This is a genomic window from Pseudoalteromonas sp. SG45-1, from assembly GCF_014164135.1.
In the GTDB taxonomy this organism is placed as follows: domain Bacteria; phylum Pseudomonadota; class Gammaproteobacteria; order Enterobacterales; family Alteromonadaceae; genus Pseudoalteromonas; species Pseudoalteromonas distincta.
In genome coordinates this window covers 243,131-267,927 of record NZ_JACJEP010000004.1, presented here as the reverse complement: position 1 = coordinate 267,927, position 24,797 = coordinate 243,131, and the positions used below count along the sequence as shown (strand labels likewise).

18 protein-coding genes and 1 pseudogene are annotated in these 24,797 nt (G+C 38.7%); 8 read left to right on the top strand and 11 right to left on the bottom strand.

Translation table 11 applies throughout. The annotated features are described in order from the left end of the window. Positions 1 to 273: 273 nt before the first annotated feature. From H5117_RS06080 to H5117_RS06065, 4 genes are all read right to left on the bottom strand, one after another. The gene (locus tag H5117_RS06080; protein ID WP_259404260.1) at positions 274 to 1,347 is read right to left on the bottom strand and encodes a HipA domain-containing protein; all 1,074 of its coding nucleotides are present in this window, start codon (positions 1,345 to 1,347) and stop codon (positions 274 to 276) included. Positions 1,348 to 1,544: 197 nt separating this feature from the next. Continuing rightward, positions 1,545 to 1,928: a HipA N-terminal domain-containing protein gene (locus tag H5117_RS06075; RefSeq protein ID WP_259396065.1), complete on the bottom strand. Its 384-nt coding sequence runs from the start codon at positions 1,926 to 1,928 to the stop codon at positions 1,545 to 1,547. Continuing rightward, entirely contained in the window at positions 1,912 to 2,238 is a 327-nt protein-coding gene (locus H5117_RS06070; RefSeq protein ID WP_010554999.1) for a helix-turn-helix domain-containing protein, read from the bottom strand. The genes H5117_RS06075 and H5117_RS06070 overlap by 17 nt, the downstream gene beginning before the upstream one ends. Before the next feature lie 256 nt (positions 2,239 to 2,494). After that, positions 2,495 to 3,370 carry a nuclease-related domain-containing protein gene (locus tag H5117_RS06065; protein ID WP_182736621.1) on the bottom strand — a complete coding sequence of 292 codons (876 nt, stop codon included), beginning with the start codon at positions 3,368 to 3,370 and terminating at the stop codon, positions 2,495 to 2,497. A gap of 505 nt (positions 3,371 to 3,875) precedes the next feature. Between H5117_RS06065 and H5117_RS06060 the strand changes: the two genes are divergently transcribed. Then, positions 3,876 to 7,028 (top strand): DUF3427 domain-containing protein, encoded by a 3,153-nt coding sequence (locus tag H5117_RS06060; protein ID WP_182736619.1) that lies wholly within the window; start codon positions 3,876 to 3,878, stop codon positions 7,026 to 7,028. 117 nt (positions 7,029 to 7,145) lie between these two features. Here the strand turns inward: H5117_RS06060 and H5117_RS06055 are convergent, their stop codons facing one another. The 5 genes and pseudogenes from H5117_RS06055 to H5117_RS06035 form a co-directional block, all read right to left on the bottom strand. Continuing rightward, positions 7,146 to 7,448, bottom strand: coding sequence for a hypothetical protein (locus tag H5117_RS06055; RefSeq protein ID WP_182736617.1), 303 nt, complete (start codon positions 7,446 to 7,448; stop codon positions 7,146 to 7,148). A gap of 265 nt (positions 7,449 to 7,713) precedes the next feature. Then, the gene (locus H5117_RS06050; RefSeq protein ID WP_182736615.1) at positions 7,714 to 8,193 is read right to left on the bottom strand and encodes a hypothetical protein; all 480 of its coding nucleotides are present in this window, start codon (positions 8,191 to 8,193) and stop codon (positions 7,714 to 7,716) included. 423 nt (positions 8,194 to 8,616) lie between these two features. Further along, positions 8,617 to 11,570 (bottom strand): annotated as a pseudogene (locus tag H5117_RS06045) (DEAD/DEAH box helicase family protein). Beyond that, the gene (locus H5117_RS06040; RefSeq protein ID WP_182736613.1) at positions 11,571 to 12,173 is read right to left on the bottom strand and encodes a bifunctional 2-polyprenyl-6-hydroxyphenol methylase/3-demethylubiquinol 3-O-methyltransferase UbiG; all 603 of its coding nucleotides are present in this window, start codon (positions 12,171 to 12,173) and stop codon (positions 11,571 to 11,573) included. 196 nt (positions 12,174 to 12,369) lie between these two features. Further along, positions 12,370 to 13,614 (bottom strand): UPF0149 family protein, encoded by a 1,245-nt coding sequence (locus H5117_RS06035; protein ID WP_182736611.1) that lies wholly within the window; start codon positions 13,612 to 13,614, stop codon positions 12,370 to 12,372. 195 nt (positions 13,615 to 13,809) lie between these two features. On the opposite strand from H5117_RS06035, the gene H5117_RS06030 reads away from it, so the two are divergent. The 6 genes from H5117_RS06030 to H5117_RS06005 all read left to right on the top strand — a co-directional run bounded on the left by H5117_RS06030 (position 13,810) and on the right by H5117_RS06005 (position 19,893). After that, the gene (locus tag H5117_RS06030; protein ID WP_182736608.1) at positions 13,810 to 14,550 is read left to right on the top strand and encodes an ABC transporter substrate-binding protein; all 741 of its coding nucleotides are present in this window, start codon (positions 13,810 to 13,812) and stop codon (positions 14,548 to 14,550) included. A gap of 7 nt (positions 14,551 to 14,557) precedes the next feature. Next, the gene (locus H5117_RS06025) at positions 14,558 to 15,298 is read left to right on the top strand and encodes an ABC transporter substrate-binding protein (protein ID WP_182736606.1); all 741 of its coding nucleotides are present in this window, start codon (positions 14,558 to 14,560) and stop codon (positions 15,296 to 15,298) included. Between the two features lie 291 nt (positions 15,299 to 15,589). Next, positions 15,590 to 17,188 carry an ABC-F family ATPase gene (locus H5117_RS06020; RefSeq protein ID WP_182736604.1) on the top strand — a complete coding sequence of 533 codons (1,599 nt, stop codon included), beginning with the start codon at positions 15,590 to 15,592 and terminating at the stop codon, positions 17,186 to 17,188. A 637-nt stretch (positions 17,189 to 17,825) separates the two neighbouring features. Continuing rightward, complete coding sequence (locus tag H5117_RS06015) at positions 17,826 to 18,569, top strand: ferredoxin--NADP reductase (protein ID WP_039488796.1); 744 nt, start codon at positions 17,826 to 17,828, stop codon at positions 18,567 to 18,569. A 250-nt stretch (positions 18,570 to 18,819) separates the two neighbouring features. Further along, entirely contained in the window at positions 18,820 to 19,563 is a 744-nt protein-coding gene (locus H5117_RS06010) for a nuclear transport factor 2 family protein (RefSeq protein ID WP_002962106.1), read from the top strand. A 9-nt stretch (positions 19,564 to 19,572) separates the two neighbouring features. Beyond that, entirely contained in the window at positions 19,573 to 19,893 is a 321-nt protein-coding gene (locus tag H5117_RS06005) for a hypothetical protein (protein WP_154904180.1), read from the top strand. Positions 19,894 to 20,966: 1,073 nt separating this feature from the next. On the opposite strand, the gene hemH is transcribed toward H5117_RS06005, so the two are convergent. Together hemH and H5117_RS05995 are read right to left on the bottom strand one after the other, a co-directional pair. Then, complete coding sequence (gene hemH, locus H5117_RS06000; protein WP_182736602.1) at positions 20,967 to 21,986, bottom strand: ferrochelatase; 1,020 nt, start codon at positions 21,984 to 21,986, stop codon at positions 20,967 to 20,969. A gap of 74 nt (positions 21,987 to 22,060) precedes the next feature. Further along, positions 22,061 to 23,389, bottom strand: coding sequence for an HD domain-containing phosphohydrolase (locus tag H5117_RS05995; protein WP_182695272.1), 1,329 nt, complete (start codon positions 23,387 to 23,389; stop codon positions 22,061 to 22,063). A 224-nt stretch (positions 23,390 to 23,613) separates the two neighbouring features. Here H5117_RS05995 and H5117_RS05990 point away from each other — a divergent pair, with 224 nt between their 5' ends. Continuing rightward, positions 23,614 to 24,567: a sensor histidine kinase gene (locus H5117_RS05990; protein ID WP_182693303.1), complete on the top strand. Its 954-nt coding sequence runs from the start codon at positions 23,614 to 23,616 to the stop codon at positions 24,565 to 24,567. Positions 24,568 to 24,797 lie beyond the last annotated feature (230 nt).

Sequence of the window (24,797 nt, the reverse complement as noted above, 5' to 3'; positions counted from 1 at the left end):
TCTGAGAATAGAAAGTCAGGGCTTTATCTACCGAGCAGTATTAAATACTAGGCGCCGAGGCAAGCTCACTGACTTCGATGTGATAAATGATAGCTAATCATTTATCAACGAGAGATACAAGGCGCCCAGCTTGCTTGCGCGAAAAGCGTAGCTTTTAAATTGTAAGCCGGAATTTATCTCGCGCTTTTAATTTTAATTTGTAAATATCGCGTTGATGCTGGCAACCAAAATATGAATTACTTACTCAAAATACGTGTATTTATTTTCTGAAATTTAAATAAATGCATCCATATTTGGTAGTTGTATTATTTGCTCACTCAGCTTATTTGCAGCTTTATTAATTATTCTTATGCACAAATCAATGTGTGCTAATTCAGCAGTAGACAAGTTATTTTTAACAGCAGAAACTTTAGCCGTATCAATTGCGGCTAATACAGAGTCAACGGTTTGACTCATAAGTAGTTGCATCCGTGGTAGTGAAATAGCAAATTCATCAGCAAAATCAGCTAACATGTAAGCTGTAATTTCATTAGTAAAATTGCCTGCACTTTGCGAATTATGCTCACCCACTGACATAGCATAACACCTTGATATTTTGGGCTGTAGATAGCCCATATCACGGTCAATGCTTCCCTGCTCAATAATAGCCTCTATATTTACCAAGTCGTAAAACGGCGTAAGCTCTAAACCATTTTTACCAACAAAAAAACTAATGTTTTTGCCATGAGCATCGTAATTACGTACTAAAATATTAAATGTCATCCAACGAATAAGCTGAGCCTCATACGCTTGTACATTCGTTGTTTTAACATTAAAGAGTTTTGCAAAAGAAACGCCATCTCGAATATAAATACCATCCCCATCATCACCATGCTGACGCTCATATTTATAAGAAGGAGGTAAATTAGTGGCTTGGCAACCATCAATAATATGACGACGTAATACACGGCTTTGATCTTGTGTAACGCGCCTATCAAAGCGATCTATTACAAACACTCTTACATCTGCGTAAGTGCGCAACTCAACATGGGGAACATTGAGCCCCGACTCTTTTGCCAAAAGCATGGTAAAAAGTTCATTTACTGCAATGAAAGGCGCGGTACCTGTTTCAAATTTAAAAATTTTATTAGAACATAGCTCCCCTTCACCAAATCCTAATTTACTATCGATTTCGAGTAGGTTTAGTTTGTCTTGAACGCCAGCAACAGAGAGCCGAGTTCGGCCATCCCAATGAGTAATTGGTTCTCCAACTTGTACAAAGCGTTTAAGTTTTTGGCTTAGCTCGTCACTAGGGTCTGCTGTTCTTTCAAGGTTAAATTTGCAGCAGCCTGTTTGGTATTTAGGCAAGGCAGAGCCTATGCAGTGTGGTTATTCCCCATAAATGGGCGATAACGTAGCATTAATGCCAAACAGGCGCTGCCCAAAGGGTTCTTCCTAGGAGCTATTTACTCTTTGTTGCTCGGTTTTTACTTAGCCCACTAGGTTGCAAAGCTCGCGTCGCGATTAAATAGCTCCTAGTTTGGACAAATTTTAATCCGCAAAGATCAACAGACCCTAGTTACTTCACGAAAAGATGTTTGCTTTAAAGTACTGTTACTTGCTCTAAACGACAAAGCGCCTGACGTTTCCTCGCCAATTACTTTAATCAAACCAAACGTATTATTTTTAGAGATAGTAGTACTACTTATAATCTCATCAAGACCTTTGCCCTCGGGTAATAAGTTTTGTAAATAATTACGCACATCACGTGAGTCAAAATCACCATTGAGCGGTAAGTGTGGTGAAATAGCAAAACCCTTATTAATCCACTCAGGCTCATAGGTAAATGCAATTTCATTTTCAGAGCCTATATCAAGGGCTATCGCACCTATCTTCTGCGTATGCCCAATAAATACATCTAAGCTATTTTTTTTAATACCACTGCTCATCGCTCACCTCATCGTTGTTATTGTGGTGCGACTCGTCATCACTGACAAGGCTAAACGACAACCCCAAGTATTCCATCACTTTGAGTACATTAAAAAACTGCACATTCACATCACCTTTTTCTATTTTTATCAGCGTAGGCTTTGAAATATTAAGTGCTTGCGATACATCAACCAATGTAAGCTTCATGCCTGTTCGCTTTGAAGTAATCGCTTTAGCGAGTCGCACCGACGAAAACGGCTTTGATAGATCAGGCATTTCAGTGCGCTTAACAACTCTTCCAAGTGTTTTTTTTGCTGGTAATTCACTCATTAAAGGTCAACTATAGTTTACTTATACAATTTATTTTAGGGTAGCCCACCCAAAAGTCAAATATAACTTACTTTTAAGTTTGAACGTATATTTACCTCCTATAAGTAAACTTCACTTTATTTATAGAGAGTAAAATAAAAACACAAGCCCATAAGTAAAACATAAGTTACTTATGGGAAGTTAATGACATTTTGAGCTTAATAGCCAAGCTCAACACCTGTAGGCGCGAAGCTTGCTCGCGCGAAAAGCGAAGCTTTTAAATTGCCTTACTATCGTTTAAGGCTCGCTGCACCACTTGATAGCAAATAGCACGCTGCTGCTCTTGATTTAAGCTAACTTGTCGCATTGAAAGGATAGTTTTAACTATTTGTTTATGAGAAACGATTGGAAAGATTGGTCTCTGCTTTAGTTCCACAAACCAACCAGGAAAACATAAAACAGGTAAAACCGGAGTATTAAAACCGGTAGATTCATAAAGCCATTTATTCACCCAATTAGCTTGGTTTTGAGCTTGCTCTAATGGCTTGCTTTCAAACCAAGAAGGAAATGCTAAATGGTTATTCTCAAATTTAACTTTGTAATTTGTATCGTCTTTTATTCGTTTATGTCTGCCTTTGGTTTCAATAGCAAATATCCCATTTGGCCCAACAACTAAATGGTCAATATTAAAACCATCTGCTTGTATATCATGAAATACCTGATAACCGTGTGACTGTAATTCTATAAGCTCTGAAGCAACTGCTAATTCTGCATCACGTCCTAGTTTTAGCTTTATTAAGTCGTTAGATTTAACCCAAAGCTTTCGTGCCACATACGTTAGTCCCAATGCAATCACGATAATTAAAAAGTAATTGAGCTTGCCGCTGGCAAACATTTCAGCAATTCCTTTCAAAGCAAAAGGCATGGTGACTATCAAAGCAGACAAAAAGACTAAGCCTATTACATCTAAAACTTTATCATTAACTTGTTCATTAAGTGTCTGCGCTGCAACACGTTTAAGCTTTTTACGATCTACAGGTAGTTTTGCATTTTTCTGATGAAGCCATATTTTGATAAACAAAACACCTAATAGTGAATAAACACTACCAATAACAAATAAAAGGCTTAAACCTTGGTTTAATAAATCATCCATGATGAGTTCCTATAATCACAATGTTTACTTTATACCTTAAAAACAGGTACATGTCGCATCATTCAAACCCACACTACAAAGCCCACCTAAACACCTGTAGGCGCTCAGCTTGCTCGCGAAAAGCGTAGCTTTTAAAATAATTTACAAATATCGCATTGGCGATGGCAACCAAAGAGAGTAACCGCCGACTTCTCTTTGGAATCTCTCGGCGCCCCTCAATTTCACTTATCTTTAAACATAAAATTAATATGAACGTAAACGCGATGAAAGCACATCCATGTGCAAGCATCGCTTTTCTCACATCCATGTGAGGTAATTACTCATTAATTATGTGTTCTAAGGTGAAGTTGAAGGGGATGGTTTCTTAGCACCATCCTTTAATTGTTCTATCGACTAATACTTAACTCACACGTTTGTACTTAATTACTAGTAACTTAGTCGATTAATACTTGTAGCTGTACCGCATTTAAGTAAACTAACCACTCGCAAACAGGGAGTGGTTTTAATGCAGCAAATTGGTATTTATGAGCAGTTAATTACGCAAGTAATTGAGCAAAATTTAAATCGTGATCAATTTTATGTTGGCGAGCGCCAGCTTGAAACGGCCGAAGCGGCAACATGGCTTTCACGCTTTTTAAGTAAACTTGTAACACATGCAATCGATGCCATTCCCAACTCGAACGAGCGCCTACAAGAACAAATTAGCCTAGCTAACAGCCTTGTACTTTGGCTTAAAGATCATATTCGCGATGACGAGCTAATTAACGAAAATCTTATCGACAGCCAAGGCCGAATTCTTACCGCACTGTTTAATACTCAAAATCCGATTGCAGCAAACCTTAAAGATTACTCAAGCGATATATTTCCACTCACAGGGCTCACACAAAGCGAGTTATTTAGCGGTGCTAATGCAGGTATATCGCTCGAAACCGAGCTAAAGCGCGAGATCAAATCGTCCGACACTATTTACTGGCTTGTCTCATTTATAAAATGGACGGGGCTGCGCATTTTTAAAAATGAGCTTGAAGCGTTTACTAAAAGCGGTAATAAACTCAAAGTTATTACTACTTCGTACATGGGCGCAACGGATGCTAAAGCCGTTGAGTTTTTAGCAAACCTACCAAATACCGAAGTAAAGCTAAGTTATAATAATCAGCAAGAACGCCTACACGCAAAGTCATATTTATTTATGCGCAATACGGGTTTTCATACAGGCTATATTGGCTCGTCTAACTTATCGCATTCGGCGCTTACCAGCGGCCTTGAGTGGAACTTAAAAATTACCGCACAAGAAATCCCGCACATAATAGCTAAAACCAAAAGTACGTTTGAAACCTACTGGGAATCAAAAGACTTCGAGCTATTTACAGGCGCTGTTGAGTGTAAAGAAAAGCTCATTAATTCACTTAACGAGCAACGCGGTGTTGGGCAATCAAACAGCCAGTTTTATTTTGATATAACACCAAAAACGCATCAGCTCGCTATTTTAGAAAAACTAAGTGCTGAGCGCAGCGTACAAAATCGTTTTAAAAACTTAGTAGTTGCTGCAACCGGCACGGGTAAAACCATAATATCGGCGTTCGACTTTAAAACTGTTTACGATAAAAACCCAAATGCTCACTTTTTGTTTGTAGCCCACCGAGAAGAAATACTAAAACAAGCGCAAAGCGCTTACCGTGGAGTGCTTAAAAATAACGACTTTGGTGAGCTGTGGGTAGGTAACTACAAACCACAGCGCTACAACCAATTATTTGCATCAATCCAAACGCTGAACAGCCAAATTGAATCGCTCAATTTAACTCACGATTACTACGACTACATAGTAATAGACGAAGTACACCACGTAAGCGCGGCCAGTTATCGCGCTATTTTGGACCATTTTACACCCACAATATTACTTGGTTTAACCGCCACGCCAGAGCGACAAGATGGCGAAAATATCCTCGATGACTTTTGTGGGGTAATAGCCGCTGAAATTCGCTTACCAGAGGCAATAAACCAACGCCATTTATGCCCATTTCAATACTTTGGACTAGATGACGACACCGACCTAAGCCAAATAACATGGCGAGGCGGCCGTTACGATATAAGCGAGCTAAGTAACCTTTATACAGGGGAGAACAGCCGCGCTAACAAAATTATATCGAGCCTTGCTGATATCGTAACCAATGTTCACGCTATTAAAGCACTCGCGTTTTGTGTAAGCCAAAAACACGCTGAATTCATGGCCTCTAAATTTAACTTAGCAGGCATAAACGCCGATGTACTCACCAGTAAAAACACTAATGAGCGCGCGGCTAAACAACAAGCACTACGCCAAGGCGAAATACAAATACTTTGCGTGGTTGATATTTTTAACGAAGGTGTCGATATTCCAGAGGTCGATACCTTACTATTTTTACGCCCGACCGAAAGCCTAACGCTGTTTTTACAGCAACTCGGCCGTGGCCTGCGTTTACCTGATAACAGCCAAAAGCAATGCTGTACCGTGCTCGACTTTGTAGGCAACGCACGCCCAGAATACGACTTTGCTAGCAAGTTTCGCGCACTCATTGGTAAAAGCAACCAGCCAATAAAAACCGAGATTGAAAACAACTTCCCGCATTTACCACTGGGTTGCCGTATTGAGCTACAAAAGCATACTCAACAAACAATATTAAAAAATATTCAGCAAGCTATAAACTCTAAACGCCGTTTACAGCAGCTAATAAATAGCTATTCGCAACATACTAATGACGCGCTTACGCTAAGTAACTTTTTACGTATAAACCCACAAGTCACCCTTGAAGATATATACAAACCAAAAGATAAAAAGCTCGGCGGCTGGCACTGGTTAAAAGGCGATGAAATACCCGAAAAACAAGCCGATATTTACGCCGCATATTACCGTGCTATAAACACCCAATTACTCGGCTGCGACTCGCTCAGTTACCTATGCTTTTTACGTGATTTATGTAACAACAACTTTAGCTTTTCACCAACACCAAAAAACCAACAGTACGCGCTTATGGCGCATTACAACTTTTGGGATAACACTGGCACAGGTTTAGGCTTTAAAACCCTTGAACAGAGCTTACAAGCTCTTAAACACAAAGCGCTACAGCACGAACTTGCTCAAGTAATTACGCTATTAATAAACCGTATTCACCAGCAAGAAAGCGATTTAGCGTGCCTAACAAACCACGCAATAAAATTACACAGCCGCTACACTCGCCAGCAAATACTCGCCGCGTTTGGCGCGCACTCGTTTGATAAAAAATCGACCGCCCGCGAAGGCGTTTTAGAATTTAAAAACCAAAACATAGAGCTGTTATTTGTAACACTGAATAAATGCGAAAAAACCTATTCGCCCACCACGCTGTATCACGACTACGCAATCAGCCCTACCCTGTTCCACTGGCAAACGCAAAACAGCGCCCGCCCAGAACACGGCCGCGGCCTTAGTTACTTACAACACCAACAAACAGGCAAAAACATCCTGTTATTTGTACGCGAACAAGGCAAAGACGAAAACGGCCGAACTATGGGGTTTGTAAACTACGGCGAGGTAAAATACCAAAGCCACAACGGTAGCCAGCCTATGAATATAACGTGGGAATTAACAAGCCCCATGCCAAGTGAAATGTGGCATGAGGCTGGGAAATTGGCAGTTGGGTGATGGATTTTAAGCTTGATCATCCTTAACTGCTATGTGCCGATAGCAGACTTTAGTAACCCTTCAATAAGCGACAGACACACTTTTCCGGGAGTCCGACTTCAGTGGTTGCTATATGTATCACAGCGACGACCAAATAAGTGAGCCTGCAAAAAATGTTATTCCAAGCACGATAGATAAATACACTGCCCAGCGAATAATTTCACTTAATTTTGCAGCTATAACACCTACTAAAACAGCCGAGCCAATAATTATGGAAAATCTCATTAATTTTAGGTCAATTTTTCCATCTGTAATATTTGCTACAACAAACCCAGTACACAATGCAGCTATGACAAATATCCATACTTTCCAATTTTCTGATTGATGCTCAGAGAGCTCTTCATCTGATAAATATGAATTTCCAACACGATGTCTAGCCATTAAATTCTCCTTTTCCATGTCAAAACATATAACACTTTATTAGTGATACTCTAAAAGGTAGCATATCTTGAAAGGTTTCGAACTACCATAGTTCGCTTTTCAGTCTTTGCCGAAATTCTGAACCGTGCCATGAGCAGATATTGAAGACTCTTAATGTGTGAAGTCAAGATTTGACCCTATCCGCTCCTTGTCGTTATTTGCCGCCATAAGGTTAAATATCTCCCTAATATTTAAAGCTATTAGAATTCGTGTATTCTTCCACAACCTACCCTTTACGCCCTATTGTTAAACTATATTTAGGCGATTTGGCGTAATCATTAAACTCAGGAAGATAACCAAATGATTCTGTAAAGCGTGCAAAGCAATCATATTCGAACTTTGCTACTTGACCCATAGTTCGTAAGTCTTCAGGGCTGTTTGATTTAACATTACATGTAAATGGTGCTACAGCTACATATAACTTGTTTACTAACTCATTATAATTTTGATATTTGTATCGCATGCGATCCGCGCCACCATGGCCACTTTTGCCTTTTATTGTGTCATCAAACTGTTTTAGCCTTCCTTTTAAGCCTTTTACAGAGTTCGTCATTCCTACATATACTATGTTTGTAACCCATGAAAAATCTTTACTAGATAAATCTTCACCTGTAATTGCACAGATATAAATACCCGGATATTGGATACCCTCACTTTGTTCACGATCAACCCAGCGCATCCAATTAGTAAAAAGATTTTCGTACATAATTTTCCTGTATATGTCTCATATAACTAAAAGCATAAATAAAATGCCTGCCAGTATTCATAAACACCAATCTACCAACATACTCCAATTCCCCGTGATCACACCTGAAACTGAGTTAATGATGAGTAATTTACAGCATGGATGCTGTACAAAGCGTAGCTTGGCCATGGATGGCCTATCTACGCTGGTTACGTTCACATCATTAACGTAAGTTGAAGATAAAGTGTGATCTTCGGGTGCGCCGTGGGATTCCAAAGGGCGGTCGGCGGCAGCCGCCCTTTGGTTGCCATCGCCAACGCGATAAAACCTCGAATAGAGGTATCAATCTCGAAACCCAAATACCAAAACAGCATTCGTGAACTCCGCAAATTCACCAATATTAAAAGCTTCGCTTTTCGCGCGAGCAAGCTCAGCTCCTACAAGTTAAAGCGTAACCACTTGTTTAAAGCGGGCGAATGTTCGCATGCTTTCATCTGCAATCATTACCTCGTAATCGGGGTTTTGAGCAATTAGCTCATATTGCCCATTGGGTAATTTATTAATTTTTCGCAGTAAATACTGGCCATCTCCGCCTATATCATCTCGCTCTATCGCGACAATTTGGCCGCGTAGCGATCCGGCTTTATCAGAGGTTATAAGCTCAAGTAGTAGTAAGTCGCCATCATAAATTGGGGCTTTACCGCCGTTCATAGAGTTACCCGATGCACGGGCTAAAAAATGTACGTTTGGATCAAGCTTGCCTGCACCAAAAGGTGCGTCCATTAATTCCATATCGCTTTCATCCCCTGTTTTAAAATGCCCGCAGGCAATTTTAATATTAGGGAAGTACGGCAGTTTTAATGCGTTATCTTGCGCGTTTGCTGTATCGGCAGATCTTTAAACACTAACTGAGTTACATTGTCAGCTTCTTGCTCTGTATTTTGTTTCGTGGTTGGCGTTTTTACTTTTAGCCGCTGGTTGTATTTGGCTATGGTGTATTCAACCAGCTCTAACACGGCGCTGTTTAGTAATTCGCATTTTTCTGCAGGTACGTCAAACGTGGCTTTTACGGTGTTGTTTTGTAAGGTAAACCATTGTGTGCCGTCTTTATTTTTATTGGTGTAGGCTTTAATTGGATTTTTACGCCAGTAGCTTTGCCATGTTTGCGAATCTGCAGCTGCTTGCTGTTCTTTAATAGGTAAATCGTGTTGCTTTAAATTCGGATGGCGCGCGAGTACCTTTGCACTCATTACAGCAAGTTCTGCAACTGTTGGGGGGTTAGCAAAGCCATTCAAAGCAACATACGCTTCAAGCAAAATAGCTTTAAAGCATTTGGTCATACTGGTTGTTTGTATGCCTTTATGTAAAAAGTCGTAAAACGGTGCTAATTGCTTGGCACTTTGCTGTGCTTCGTCATCAATATTTTGTGTTTTAGCAATTAGATCAAACCAACTAGTGTAGTTGCTGTTTACCTTTTTTATATCGCCGTAGTGGTAGTAAAACTCGCTTAATGTAGGTAAATGCCCTAGTTGCTCGGCAAGTTGTGTTATATCTTCTAACGCTGTGGTGCGCTGTATATTGGCTAGCTGCTGCCAAAAGTTGGTAACTTTTAAGTCAATATTTATAAAGCAGCCATCAGCAAGGTTTGGTTTTTTAAGCTTTTTAACTACACCAGTTGGCGTGGTTTCATGAAGTAGCGCATAAGGTTTATTTAAAAAGCTGTGGTGGTTACCAATAAAATCGAGCACCACTAAATGTGTTTTACCTTCAAGAGTTCGTAAACCCCGCCCTAATTGCTGTAAAAAGAGTATTTTAGAGTCGCTTGGGCGCAGCATTAATATGGTATCAATGCTTGGTAAATCAGTCCCCTCGTTAAACAAATCAACGGTAAATAATACTTCAACTTGACGCTGTTCTAATTGTTTTAGTGCATCATTACGGCGTACTTTTGACTGGCTATGTACAGATAGCGCTTTTACACCCGCGTTATTAAATGCAGCCGCCATATAATCAGCATGTTTAGTAGATATACAAAAACCTAATGTGCGCTGCTGTTTGTATTGCTGCCACTGTAAAAGTGCGTGGTCTGCCCGTTTTTGGGTTGCAAATTTGTTTTCAAGTGCTGTTGGATCAAATCGGCCATTACGCCACGGAATAGCTTGGTAGTTTACGTTTTCATCCCAAATACCGTAGTAATGAAATGGCACTAACGTTTTTTGGTCTATCCCCTGCGTTAAGTTACGCTCAAATACTAGGTTGTTGTCGCATAACCCTAAAATATCAGCTTGGTCGGTACGCTCTGGTGTAGCTGTTAAACCCAGTAAAAACTTGGGTTCAAAGTAGTTTAAAAGCTGGCGATATACGCGCGCACTTGCATGATGAAATTCGTCAACAATAATGTAATCAAATGCTGTTGGTGCAAACTGCTTTAAGTGATTACTTCGGCCAATGGTTTGAATAGAGGCAAATAAACACTCAGCGTTTTTGTCTCGCTGCTTACCGTTATAAAACCCAGTAGATAAAGTAAGTAATTCAGAAAAAGTACGCTGTGCTTGCAAAAGTATTTCTTCACGATGCGCTACAAATAAAACACGTTTTGCTTTGAATTGTTTTACATCAAATGCACTTAACCATGTTTTACCCATACCCGTTGCTAAAACCACTAAGCCACGCTTAAAGCCCTCAGTACGCGTTTTCGCTAAGGCATTAAGCGCTTCAATTTGAGCTGGCCTTGGTGTTTTAGCTTCATTCTTTTCAATAACTTGCTCAGCTGTATCAGCGTGGTTTACCGATACAAACTGCTGTGTTTTACGCCGAGTAATGTAGCTATTTATCCATTCATGGCTTAAATGGGTAACAAATTCGTGATTAAAAATATTTTCAAAAGCTGTGCGAATACTTAAAAACTGCTTTGCTGCTTGGCTTGTTTTTGGTTGTGTATAATCGTGTCTAAAATTCCACTCATGCCCTTTGGTTAATGCGCTGGCACTAATATTACTTGAGCCAATAAAGGCACAGCCATCAGTAATCTCTTTTTGGTCGTTTGTTTTTATAAAAATATACGACTTCATATGAAAACTTTGATTACTGTGCGTTTGGTAAATACGCACATCGGCTCCACGATCTACTAATGCCATAAGTTCTCTCAACGCATTAGGGTGAGTAATATCAAGGTAGTCTGAGGTAAGTAGTTTGAGTGTTGCGCCGCTTTGTAAAGCTTCGCTTAGGGGATCGAACAACAGTTCTAAGCCACTTGGCTGAATAAATGAAACTGTAATTTCAATCTCAGTGGCATTGTTTATGGCATGTACAAGGTTGGGTAATAACGGATCATTATCACCCGTAATAAGCTGTCGGTTATTACTTTGCAGGTGTTGATGTTCGCTAAAACTATTCACTTATAATTTCGCTTTGCTATGTGTTAACAAGGCATTTAACCATACTTCGCTTTCGCGCCCTGGGCGCTGATCAACACTTTGCCAGTGTTTCATTATGCTCAATTGCGTGTGCTGATTGATTAAATCACTTAATAATTGCTCGGTTAAATCGGTAAATTCACGACCATTATGCACACGCTCTGTATCGCCATATTTGAACGACACATACAAAACGCCATTCGGTTTAAGCGCATTTTGTAGGTTTAAAAACACCTGCGGTAACTCAGCTTTTGGAACGTGTAATAAACTAGCGCAGCACCAAATCCCGTCGTATTGATTTACACAATTTAGCTCTTGGAATGTTTTAACCGCTACAGGTTGTTGTAAGTAACTGCTTGCCAACTCTGCCAGATCTGGGCTTGCATCAAACGCACTTACAGTGAAACCCTGCGCTTTAAAAAATGCGGCATCGCGCGCACTGCCACAACCGGCATCTAAAATACTCCCGTGCTGTGCAACGTGCGGTAAAAACTCAGCATAAAGCGCCGACATATCAACGTTAAGTGTTGAGTCGCTAAAAGCTTTGGCATTTTGGTTGTAATAAGTAAGTGTGGTGTTTGACACGAGACTCACCGCTCCTTGGCTAATCGTTTAACAGCTAAGATACTGTTAATACTGCATTCATTATTTGTTTAATCTACAGGAACAAGCGCATTAAATATAGGCTTAATAAGTAGAAATTTTTAAATTAATACGCTGTTATTATTAAGTGCTTATGTTGAGCACTGAGCGCGATATAAATCACGCTAAACGTTTTTCGTTACTTTTTTCTCAACCAAAAAAGACTCGCAGGCACCGAAATCCACGCCTGCTTACCTAACGAATCAAGGTAAACAGCTACTTCTTCTTTACTGCCTGGGCTGAAATATGACGGCTGTTGTTCTTTTAGTTTTTCTTGTCCGGTGAGTATTTTGCTAAAGTGTTTATTTTGCTGCTGGAGCATTTTTTTGTAATCGTTAGCTGGTTTTGAATCACCATGCTTTACAAAAGCACTTAGCGCACGGCTTGCTGTTGTGTGTAGTTCTTGAAAATCAAAGTCGGCCAATAGCGCTTCTAACTTTTCCCATTGTTTATTAATAATTAGGCAGTTCATTAATAAAAAGCGGTTTGCTTGATTGTCGTTTGGGTTTAGCTTTAATAACTCTTCGAGTTCTGATTGCGCTTTTTGGGTATAACCATGCAGTGCGTGTATTTTTGCTCGATGCGCGCGAAGCATCATATAAGGTCGGGTTTCGTGCAAACCCCAAAAGTACCCGGTGCTGTCTTTAATAAACTGCTTTGTTATGAGCCCACTTTCCATTATTTCTAAAAGCATTTGCATTGGCTCAAGTGCTTTTAGCTCGGTATCGGCAAGTACCAGTTCAAGTAGTTCATCAAATTCATCTAATTCATTTGGCTCTTCGTCTAAAAAGTGGTTGTTAAATTCGGCTTCGTTTTCATCAAATACTGCTCGCTCGTTACTAAATCGAAGTTCAAAAATAGCGTCGGCCATAAAATAAACATAATTACGTTTATATTCTTGGGCGTTGTATTGGGCAAATTCACCAAACTCTTTTGCGGCGATTTTGGGGCTTGTAAATGCTTTTAACACTGTAGTAAAGCTGTTTATAGAACGTTTTTGATCTGTATTGAGCATGCGTTTATTTATATTTTTAAGCGCCTGTAAAACCCCTTTACAGTAATTTGGTAGGGGCATATTCGGCTTTAGTGACTCACGGTAGTCTTGTTTAGATAGGCTGCATTTTGCTGGCATTTTTAATTCGTTTTGAATTACTTTATCCATGCTTTGGTTATACAACGCCTTTAAGCTTTCGAGGTATTTTAGCTCAGTCTCGTTTTGAATATTAAACTCTCCAAATAGATCTGGGTGCCACTCACTGGGAACAAGTAGTTGAGGTAATACACCTAATCCCATTAAGTAGCCTTGGATAAAGTAATAATCTGGTTTTTTAGTGCTTAATTCACTGAGTTTTATAACATCACTGCGTATTTTGGCTGGTGACATAACGTGCCCTGCTATGTATAAATTTATTATTAGTGTACCCACAGATAGGGTTACCAACAACGCTAGTTTGGTTGTTTTATCCTAAAATGAATTTTTAACGAAATATTTACAAATTTAAACAAACCCGCGCCGCTAAAATACAAAAGCTGGTTTATACTGTTGTAATAATGAGCAAAATAATAACTATGAGGCGTAATGAATAAATTAATTACCGTATTTTTATGTTTGCTGTTTACGGCTCCATTTAATGTATTTGCTTGTGAAAGAACCTTTAGCGTGGCATCGCACGATGCTTTTTGGCCGCCTTATGTAATGGGCATTAACGGTAAGCTGCAAGGCTTGGAGGTTGATGCGCTTAACATTATATTTGCTGACTCCCCTTTTTGTTTTGAAGTTAAGTTACTGCCAAATTCTAAGCGGGCTTTTATTGAGCTTAAATACGGCCGTATTGATTTAGGATGGGCTGCAAGTTATACAGACGAGCGCGCTAAATATGTGCACTTTAGTGATAACTACCGAACTGAGGTTATGCGCTTATACGAAAACAAAAATAATCAGCATAGCGTTAAAAACCTCGAAGACATTTTTAAACAAGGCTTTATTGTTGGCGCTAACTTTGGAAGCTATTACGGCGAGGAGTTTGAGCAATATAAAACTAAATATAAAAAGCAGATTGAATACACCAGTGCAACCAGTAAACGCTTTGAAATGCTTAATAAACAACGTATTGATTTTGCTATTGAAGACGAGTTAGTGGGGGCTTATTTTGGCCAAAAAGGCTCAAATATAAAATTAGTAACCAACATTGAGTATGTAAATAAAGACGATATTTATTTAATGTTTAGCAAAAAAACGGTATCGGTTACTGAGCTTGCAGTAATTAATGAGCATATAAACAAAAACAAAACAGCACTTAATGCGCTGTTTAAATACTAGGAGTGTAATGAAAACTTTATTTTTAACATTTACTACACTGCTATTTACTCACTTTAATGCCCTTGCGTGTTCAAAAACATTGGTAATGGGTACTAACGAAACTAATTGGCCGCCTTATCTTGTAAAACAAGGTGATACATTTTTAGGCACAGAAGTGGATGCTGTTAGGGCTATTTTTAAAGATTCAAAATTTTGTATTAAATGGACTTATTTCCCTAGTTTTTCGCGTGTTCAAGCTGAGCTTAAAAATGGTCGGGTAGATATAACCTACGCGGCAAGTTATACAGAGCAACGCGCTCAATATGCGCACTTTAGTTTGCCTTATCGCGAAGAAGTTATGCGTCTTTATAAACATAAAGACTCGCCTGATGTAACCAGCTTAGCTGATCTTTTTAGTCAAGATTTTACAGCAGGTATTAACCGAGGAAGCTTTTTTGGTGATGAGCTTGAACAACTCAAAACCAAATATTCAAAACAGGTCGTGCTTACAGCTCAAGCAAATAATCGATTTAGCATGTTGGATAAAAAACGAATCGACTATGTTATTGAAGACTCCGTGGTTGCGCAGTACTTTGTAAAAAAACACTCCTCAATTTCGCAGGTAAAAACTATTACACCGATTAACGTTAACAATGTGCATTTTATGCTCAGCAAGGAGTCGCTAACACTTGATGACGTGACGACTGTTAATCAGTTAATTACCAAAAACGAGGCGGCGATAAAGTCAATTTACCAACCTATGCATTAAAACATAGCTAATAACTTAGCTATTTGGCGCCCCCTCTTTAATATTGCTTGGCATTAGTAATTATTTACATTGTGGCTGTAAGTACATTCAACACTACATACGTTAAAAATAGTGACCTAAAACCGAGAATTGCCGTTATTTTTACTTGGTTATAAATTAGCTGCCTTTTATCTTTCATTCGTTGTGGCTGATCTGTATAATTCGCCAGCTAATTTACCCTATTGTCTGGTTCTTGTTTGTGGCGTTTTGCTGCAGCGTACTCCTGTCAGTACTAATCTAGGATTACCTTTTTTGATCTCCACCGCAAATATTACGATGCAGTTTGGCGCAGAGCCGTTGTTTGAAAACATTTCAGCTAAATTTGGTAACGGTAACCGTTACGGTTTAATTGGCGCTAACGGCTGCGGCAAGTCGACTTTCATGAAAATTTTAAGCGGTGCGCTTGTTCCAAGTGCGGGTAATGTATCTATTACTCCAGGGTTAAAAGTAGGTAACCTAAGCCAAGACCAGTTTGCTTTTGAGCAATACAGCGTTGTAGACGCGGTAATTATGGGCGACGTGGAGCTTTGGAAAGTAAAGCAAGAACGCGAACGTATTTACTCGTTACCAGAAATGAGCGAAGAAGACGGTATGAAAGTTGCCGATCTTGAAAGTGTATTTGCTGAAATGGACGGTTACACCGCAGAAAGCCGCGCTGAAGAAATTTTACTTGAAGCGGGTATCGATAAAGAATTTCATTACGGTTTAATGGCAAACGTTGCCCCAGGTTGGAAACTACGTGTGCTTTTAGCACAAGCATTATTTGCAAATCCTGACATTTTACTACTTGATGAGCCTACCAATAACTTGGATATTCATACAATTACGTGGCTTGCTAACGAGCTTAACAAACGTAAATGTACGATGATTATTATTTCGCATGACCGTCACTTTTTAAACTCGGTATGTACACACATGGCCGATATTGATTACGGTGAGCTGCGTATTTACCCTGGTAACTATGAGAAATTTTTAGAAGCTGCGGGCTTACAACGCGAGCAACTTTTAGCTGAAAATGCTAAAAAGAGCGCTGAAATTGACGAGCTACAAGACTTTGTTAACCGTTTTGGTGCTAACGCTTCTAAAGCTAAACAAGCAAGTTCGCGCGCTAAAAAAATGGATAAAATTAAGCTTGATGAAGTTAAATCTTCAAGCCGTATGAGCCCATCGCTTTCGTTTGACGAAGGTAAAAAAATGTATCGTCAGGCGCTTGAAGTTAATAAGCTTGGCCATGGTTTTGATGGCGAAACGTTATTTAGCGGCGGCGACTTTTTACTTGAAGCTGGCGCTAAGCTTGCTGTAATTGGCGAAAATGGTGTGGGTAAAACTACATTTTTACGCTGTTTAGTAGACGAGCTTAAAAGTAATGAAGGCGAAATTAAATGGTCTGAAAATGCGAGCTTTGGTTATTGCCCGCAAGACAGCACTAAAGATTTTGATAACGATTTAACGTTGTTTGATTGGATGTCGCAATGGCGTACAGCTAAGCACAACGATTTAATGGTTCGTGGCATGTTAGGCCGCTTGTTGTTTACAGCAGACGATGCAAACAAAAAAGCGCGTAACTGTTCTGGTGGTGAAAAAAACCGCCTGTTATTTGGTAAGTTAATGATGCAAGACGTTAACGTGCTTGTTATGGACGAACCAACTAACCACATGGATATGGAAGCCATTGAAGCGCTTAATAACGCGTTAAAAGATTTCCAAGGTACGCTTATTTTTGTAAGCCATGACCGTGAGTTTGTATCGTCATTAGCTACACGTATCATTGATATTAAAGATAAAAAAGTAATCGACTTCCAAGGTACGTTTGACGAATACCTAGCAAGTTGTGAAGAGAAAAAAGCGTAAACTTTTTCTTATTGCTTATAAAAACGGTGCTAAATTTAGCGCCGTTTTTTTATGTGTGGAATTTGAGTTTAACTATAAAATTAATTAATAAAGGCTTAAATAAATAATTCACTAAGAGGTTAAGAGGCGCTACGCTTTTAGAGTCAGTGATAAAATACTCGTTTTCTTGCTTGGTTCTTCTCATTTACTTCTCTTTGGCTTCTCCTAGTGCAATAGTTTTTCAAGTAAATAGTTCACTAATGGTGATATAAGACGCAGCGCTTTTAAAGTAAGTGATAAAATACTCGTTTTCTGGCTTAGCTCTTCTCATTTACTCCTCTTTGCCTTCTCCTAGTGCAATAGTTTTTCAAGTAAATAGTTCACTAATGGTGATATAAGACGCAGCGCTTTTAAAGTAAGTGATAAAATAAAAAACACTGTTTTTTGACTTAATTTTTCTTAGTTACTGCAGCATCGCTTTCTCTTATGCAATTAATGACTCTTATCACAGAGCTAATTATTCACATTATTTTATTGGTAAATTCTGCACATCACTGCTTTAAATCTAGTCATATTATCCTGTAAGTCTTTGTCACTTAATGCTAATGTTGATGGAGTGAATTATTTAAAACTTTAATAGCTAAACCAAGAGGTAACTATGTCTAATTGGGTTGAAGCAACAGTAAAAAATGTCACGTGGTGGAGCGAAACACTCTTTAGCTTAACCGTTAATGCAAACGTAGAGCCGTTTAAAGCTGGGCAATTTACAAAGCTTTCAATAATGGATGGCGACAAACGTATTGCTCGGGCTTATTCATATGTGAATGCCCCTGAAAACCCCGATCTCGAGTTTTATCTTATTAACGTAATTGACGGTTTGCTTTCTCCTCGTTTAGCTACCTTACAACCTGGCGACACCGTATTAATAGAACAACACGCAACCGGCTTTTTTACCCTTGATGAAATACCACAAAGTGATCAGCTTTGGATGTTAGGGACTGGTACTGCCATAGGCCCTTTTTTATCAATTTTACAACAGCCCGATGTATGGAAAAAATACAAAACTATAAATTTAGTGCATGGCGTACGTTTTAATAACGACTTAAGCTATCAGGCACTTATTAACGAGCTATTAAGAGTGTACCCAGCACAACTTAACTATATTCCGGTTGTAAGTAGAGAGGAGCCATTACAAGGCTTAAGTGGGCGAATTACTAACGCAATTGAGAGCAACCGCTTGTTTGAATATGTAAAGTTAGACCCAAAGCCCAGTAACGCACAATTTATGATTTGCGGAAATCCACAAATGGTAAAAGACACAACCGCGCTACTTCTCGATAAAAACTTTACGCGTAACCGCCGTAAAAACCCCGGCAATATCACGGTAGAGCAGTACTGGTAGGCTTCAGTAGTGGTATTAACTACCCGATAACGTTAAAATTTGCTATGTTGCACCCTTATACTAATTTTATCAAAAATATGATCATTCTATCGCATTAAATAACTCACTAACTGCGTTAAAGGTTATTCATATAGAACAACTATATGTCACAATTTTCGCGTTGTTATTGCGCTATTTTTTAACGCTATAATAGATCGCCTATTTAATGTAATTGGTATTACACGTATTTAGTGTTCATTTTAGGAAAGTTATGAAACCGTTATCTATTATTTTAGCCTCATTAGTCACTACCGTTGCGCTAATTACTTATGCCGCAGAGCAAAGCGAGCCTGAGCAAAAAGAGCCGCAAGTTGAAGCTCAAACAAGCGTTGAAAAGCCAAAAGTTGAAAATGAGCAATCAGTAACTCAAACCAACACTGACGACAAAGTAAATACGCTTGAATACAAAGCGCCAGAGCTTAAAAAGCCAACAATTGATGCGACTAAACCAGACGATTCAAAAGTATTAGGTAACGAGCAAATTAAACCTGCTGAAAAGCCTAAAAATAAAATAGAAAAAGCAGTGGCTGTAGCCGAAGCTGAAAAAGCAGTAACGCAAGCAAAAGAAGCACTTACAGTTAAGCAGCAAACTAAAGCTAAACAATCGCGCGAATCACTTGCTGTGGTAGAGCAGCTAGTTAAAGCATATAACGCACGTAACATTGAAGAGTTTCTTCGTGTATATGCCGAAGATGTTGAGTTTTATATTTTCCCTAATGAGCTATTATTTAAAGGTAAAGAAAAACTAATAGAACGTTACGGGCTAATGTTTAAAAAGTTAAAGTGTATTCACTCATCACCAATTAAGCGCATAGTGCACGGTGATATAGTGATTGATCACGAACTTTCAGAAACTTGTTCAACTGACGAAAACGTAGTTGATAAACGCTCAGAACTTATTTCGAGTTATCAAATTAAAGATGGGAAAATAGTACGCGTACTGTTTTTTAGATAAAGGCTATTAATGCAAATAAATGACGACAAAAAAATTCGCTTAATGTATCGCATTGAGCCAGGTTGCCTTGGACCTAAGGGTGCTGAGCATATTGAAGATTTTTGTCGTTTTGCCAACAAGCATATTAAATCCCCCTTTTATGGCCAATTTGTATTTTTACCTCGTTACGATAAAACCATAGACGAGCGACAATACAGCGTTAACAGCCGTAATTTATCACTTGCTCAGGCTCGGGCTTACTTAAAGCACTTTGAAATTAATATTGAAGAATTTGAAGAACAACTCGACGAGCTCCTCACAAAAGCGATTGATTTATACTTTAAGCGATAGCGTTTAATTGCTGTTGCTTAGGTATTGCCTCCCCTCAAACGTACATTTTTATTTATTTTAATTATTATTAAAAATATAAGTAATTTCTTTCACAAAGATAAGGTAATCAGTAATAACTGAGAAAAACCAGATCAGCCAATATGTATCACTACTCTAAAAGCGCAGCGCCTCTTAACCTCTTTGTGAATAATTAGCTCTTTAAAAGCTTTTATTTGCACAATGAGAAGTAAAAGAGGGGGAAATGAGAAAAGCCAAAACCACTATTTTTATGTTTTATCACTACTCTAAAAGTGCAGCGCCTCTTAACCTCTTTGTGAATAATTCGCCCTTTAAAAGCTTTAATTGCACAATGAAAAATAAAAGAGGAGTAAATGAGAAAAGCCAAAACCAGTATTTTTATGTTTTATCACTACTCTAAAAGCGCAGCGCCTCTTAACCTCTTTGTGAATAATTCGCCCTTTAAAGGCTTTTATTTGCACAATGAGAAGTAAAAGGGGAGTAAATGAGAAAAGCCAAAACCAGTATTTTTATGTTTTATCACTACTCTAAAAGCACAGCGCCACTTAACCTCTTTGTGGATAATTCGCCCTTTAAAGGCTTTTATTTGCACAATGAGAAGTAAAAGGGGAGTAAATGAGAAAAGCCAAAACCACTATTTTTATGTTTTATCACTACTCTAAAAGTGCAGCGCCTCTTAACCTCTTTGTGAATAATTAGCTCTTTAAAAGCTTTTATTTGCACAATGAGAAGTAAAAGAGGGGTAAATGAGAAAAGCCAAAACCAGTATTTTTATGTTTTATCACTACTCTAAAAGCGCAGCGCCTCTTAACCTCTTTGTGAATAATTCGCTCTTTAAAAGCTTTTATTTGCACAATGAGAAGTAAAAGGGGAAGCCAAAAACCCCGAAACAAAAACAGTATTGTTATGTTTTATCACTCACTCTAAAAGCGCAGCGCCTCTTAACCTCTTTGTGAATTAATTAACTAAATATTTTAAAAGCCTTAAAAACAAAAAAGCGGTGTTAATTTTAACACCGCTTAATGCGTAATATATTTAGCTTTAGTAAGCTTGGGTTACAACATAGGTTTTATAACATCAAACACAGCTTCTATGTGGTCGTCTCTGTCGTTTAGTGCCGCTATGTAACGGTATTTTTCGCCGCCTGCGTTTTCGAATATTTCACGGTTTTCACCTTCTAGCTCTTCAAGTGTTTCTAGGCAGTCGGCGCTAAAAGCAGGACTTATAATAGCTACATCGGTAATACCTTCATCAGGTAAGGCTGCAAGGGTTGCGTCGGTATAAGGCTTTAACCACTCTGCTTTACCAAATCGACTTTGAAAAGTACTAATTACTTTGTCTTTATCAAGGCCTAGTTTTTCGACAACTAAACGCGTGGTTTGTAAACATAGGCAATGGTACGGATCGCCGCGATCTAAAAACAATTTAGGCATACCGTGATACGAAAAAACAATTTTTTGTGGCATACCATTCGCTTCTAAATCCTCACTAATACTATTAGCAAGTGATTCAATGTAACGGGTGTTTTTATGATAACCATTAACAAAATGCAGCTCTGGCACCCAGCGCCATTTTCGCAGTACGCTCGATACAGCATCAAACGTAGAACCCGTAGTTGGGCTAGAATATTGCGGGTACATTGGTAAAATAATTATACGCGTTAAGCCTTTATCACGAAGCTCTTCAAGGCCTGCCTCTATTGAAGGGTTGCCATAACGCATTGCCATTACTACTTCAGTATTGGTATAACCTTGCTCTTTTAATAAAGTATTTAACTTTACACTTTGCTGGCGAGTAATGTGGGTAAGTGGTGAGCCGTTTTCGGTCCATATACTCTCGTATAATTTAGCCGAACGTTTTGGGCGTACGCGTAAAATAATGCCATGTAAAATTATCATCCATACCAAGCGTGGTATTTCTACAATGCGTGGATCTGATAAAAATTCGCGTAAATATGTACGAAGCGCAGCCGCTGTTGGTGCATCAGGGCTGCCTAAGTTAGTTAGCAGTATTCCCGTTTTTTGGTTAAAACGCCCATCATGGGGGTTGTCAGTAACCGCAGAAAATCGCGACACAGAGTGCTCCTTCAAGCAAATTCAATAATCTATTTTATGCACATTGTAACGAAAAAAACTGCGGTTTAGATCAATCATTTAGCAGTTTTCACCATTATTCTAAACGGGGTTGGTTTTTTCGATTCTAGCTGTTGGAGTTTTTCTATCGATTTACTGCCAAATACATGACCCTTAGGCAGCAACATTATGCCCGTATGGCTGTGTAGAGCATGGCCCAGTACCATTTGCTCTTTGAGTTCATGGGCGTTACAAATTAGCACTGATCCTGCTGAACTTTTTTGTTCATGTAGTTTTGCATGGCTTGCTTCAAGTGCACGTACAATTTTAGGATGATAAAACGATCCACTATAAAGTTTTACACTTTCGAGTGCGTCATCGTGGCGCTGCTTTTCATCACTTGCATTGCTTTGCTCAAACGCGTCCCAATAGTCGCGCGCTAAACCTAGCACCATAGCGCCTATCGGTATGTCGTTTCCGGCAAGGCCTTTGGGCATTCCGTTTCCGTTAAAGCGCTCAAACTGATAATAAATAGCATCCGACAAGTCATGTAAATGTATTGCTGGCATTAACATTAATTGTGCAGTACTTGGATGAGTATAAAAGGTTTTGCGTTGCTGCTCGTTTAAGCGGTTAACTGGTTTTTTATAAAGATCAGGATCCATAGCAAGCAAGCCTATTTGCGCCAAGTAACCAGCCATAGGGGCAAGATCAATGCTTTTTTGCGACAAGTTTAAATAAAGTGCTATTTGTGTACAGGTATTAGCAATATTTTGTGCTTTGTTACCATCTAGGTAAGGGTTTGCGTTAACAAAATTATATAGCAGCTCTACGGTCGATTTATGCTCTTGTTTTTCGCGCTCGTTGGCGTCTTCAAGCTTTTTTAAAACCTGTTTGATTTGTAAGGTGCGTTTTTCTACTCGTTGTTCAAGCGAGTTATTAAGCTCTAGCAACTCTTGGTTTTGCGCTTTAACTTGTGCCTCTAATTTTTGATTTTGTTTTTTTAGTGCAAATTTTTCTAGGCTATCTCTAATGCTACGAAGTAATAAATCGTTTTGCCAAGGCTTTTGAATATAACCATTTATTTGGCCCTGATTAACAGCCGCTAAGGTGGTTTGTATGTCGGCGTAGCCGGTTAATAAAATGCGTTGGGTGTCGGGTGCCAGCGCACGCGCTTTTTCTAAAAACTCGGCACCGTTCATTACCGGCATACGCATATCGCTAATAATTAAACCAAACTCATGATTTTTAAAAAGCGTTAGTGCACTTTGCGGGTTATCGCAAACAATAACCGACAGGCCATTTACTTCAAGTAGCCGTGTTAACGTGCGTAGTACTATTTCATCATCATCAATGCAAAGTACATCAACCTGATTTATTGGTATGCTTGGTGTTACTTGAGTCATTGAGTCGCCTTTAAATTACTTCTGGTTAAATAATAGCTTAAAAAAATACTCTATGGTGTGTTTGTGCCTACCTTTTATATTAAGTGGTATTTACATAATGGAGTTATTAGCAATAAGTAGATAATTACTTATGCATAATATTAGGCCTTGGCTGCACTAAAGTTGCAAATTTGCATACAGACGACTAAACGTTAAGTATAAAGTTATCTATATGGATGAAGGGAATGGATGGATCAGATGGTAATTTTGAACGTGCTTTTTTAAACGAACAAAAGCTGCGCTTAGCTGCAGAGCAATTACTCAAAGATAAAAGTAGCGTTTTAGTTGCCATAAATAATGAACTACAAAAAAAAGTAGCCGACTTAGAACACCAACAAATGCTGTTTGTGCAAACAGAAAAAATGGCAACCTTAGGTACACTGAGCGCAGGCGTTGCCCACGAAATAAATACCCCACTTGCCTATGCAATGAGTAACGTAGAGAGCCTACAAAACGCAAGCCCTTTACTTGTAGCGCTGCTAAAACTTAACGAACAATATTTAAATAACGAAATTAAAGAGAGCCGTTTTAAACACGAAATCGACATACTCAATTTACAGTATCCGTACGCGTGGATTTATAACAATTTGCAGGGACAAATTAACGACAGCGTTGAAGGACTTAAACGTATAAAACAAATAGTGCATGACTTATTAAACTTTGCCCACCCCACCTCTTCTCAAGATAAACAATTAGCCGATGTAACAACGGGTGCTAATAATGCTTTAAGATTATTAAGTAGCAAACTTAAATTATGCGAAATAAAAACGCGGTTTGAACCCCTACCACTTATTTGGTGCAATTTATCGTCAATTAATCAGATTTTTGTAAATCTTTTAATGAATGCTTGGCAAGCTTGCGAGTTAGATTTAGAAAAAGGCTGCATTATTGAAGTCAATATTTTTGAACTACACACAAATATTTGTATTGAAATAAAAGATAACGGTTGTGGCATGAATGAAGACACAATAGCACATATGTTTGACCCTTTTTACACAACAAAAGAAGTCGGAAAAGGCACCGGTATGGGTATGACACTTGTATACGCTATGGTGAGCGATCACGGTGGAAAAGTAGAAGTTAACAGTACATTAGGCACAGGTACGACCATTCGCTGCCTATTACCTTTAAAAGTGTAAAATAACGAACAAAACCACATTGTAAATAAAGTGTTAAACATTCTGTTTTTTGATGTTTAATCCCTTCTTAGCACGTATTTTAACCGATTTGATGTGGTTTTTTCTTATCTTGAAGTTTATTTGCATACTTAGACCAAATATTTAGTTTTTTTCATTTCTTTTTGTTTGCATATGTTGCTAGGATGTTTGCAACAGGTTGTGAGCATCATAACCACACACATATTATTAAG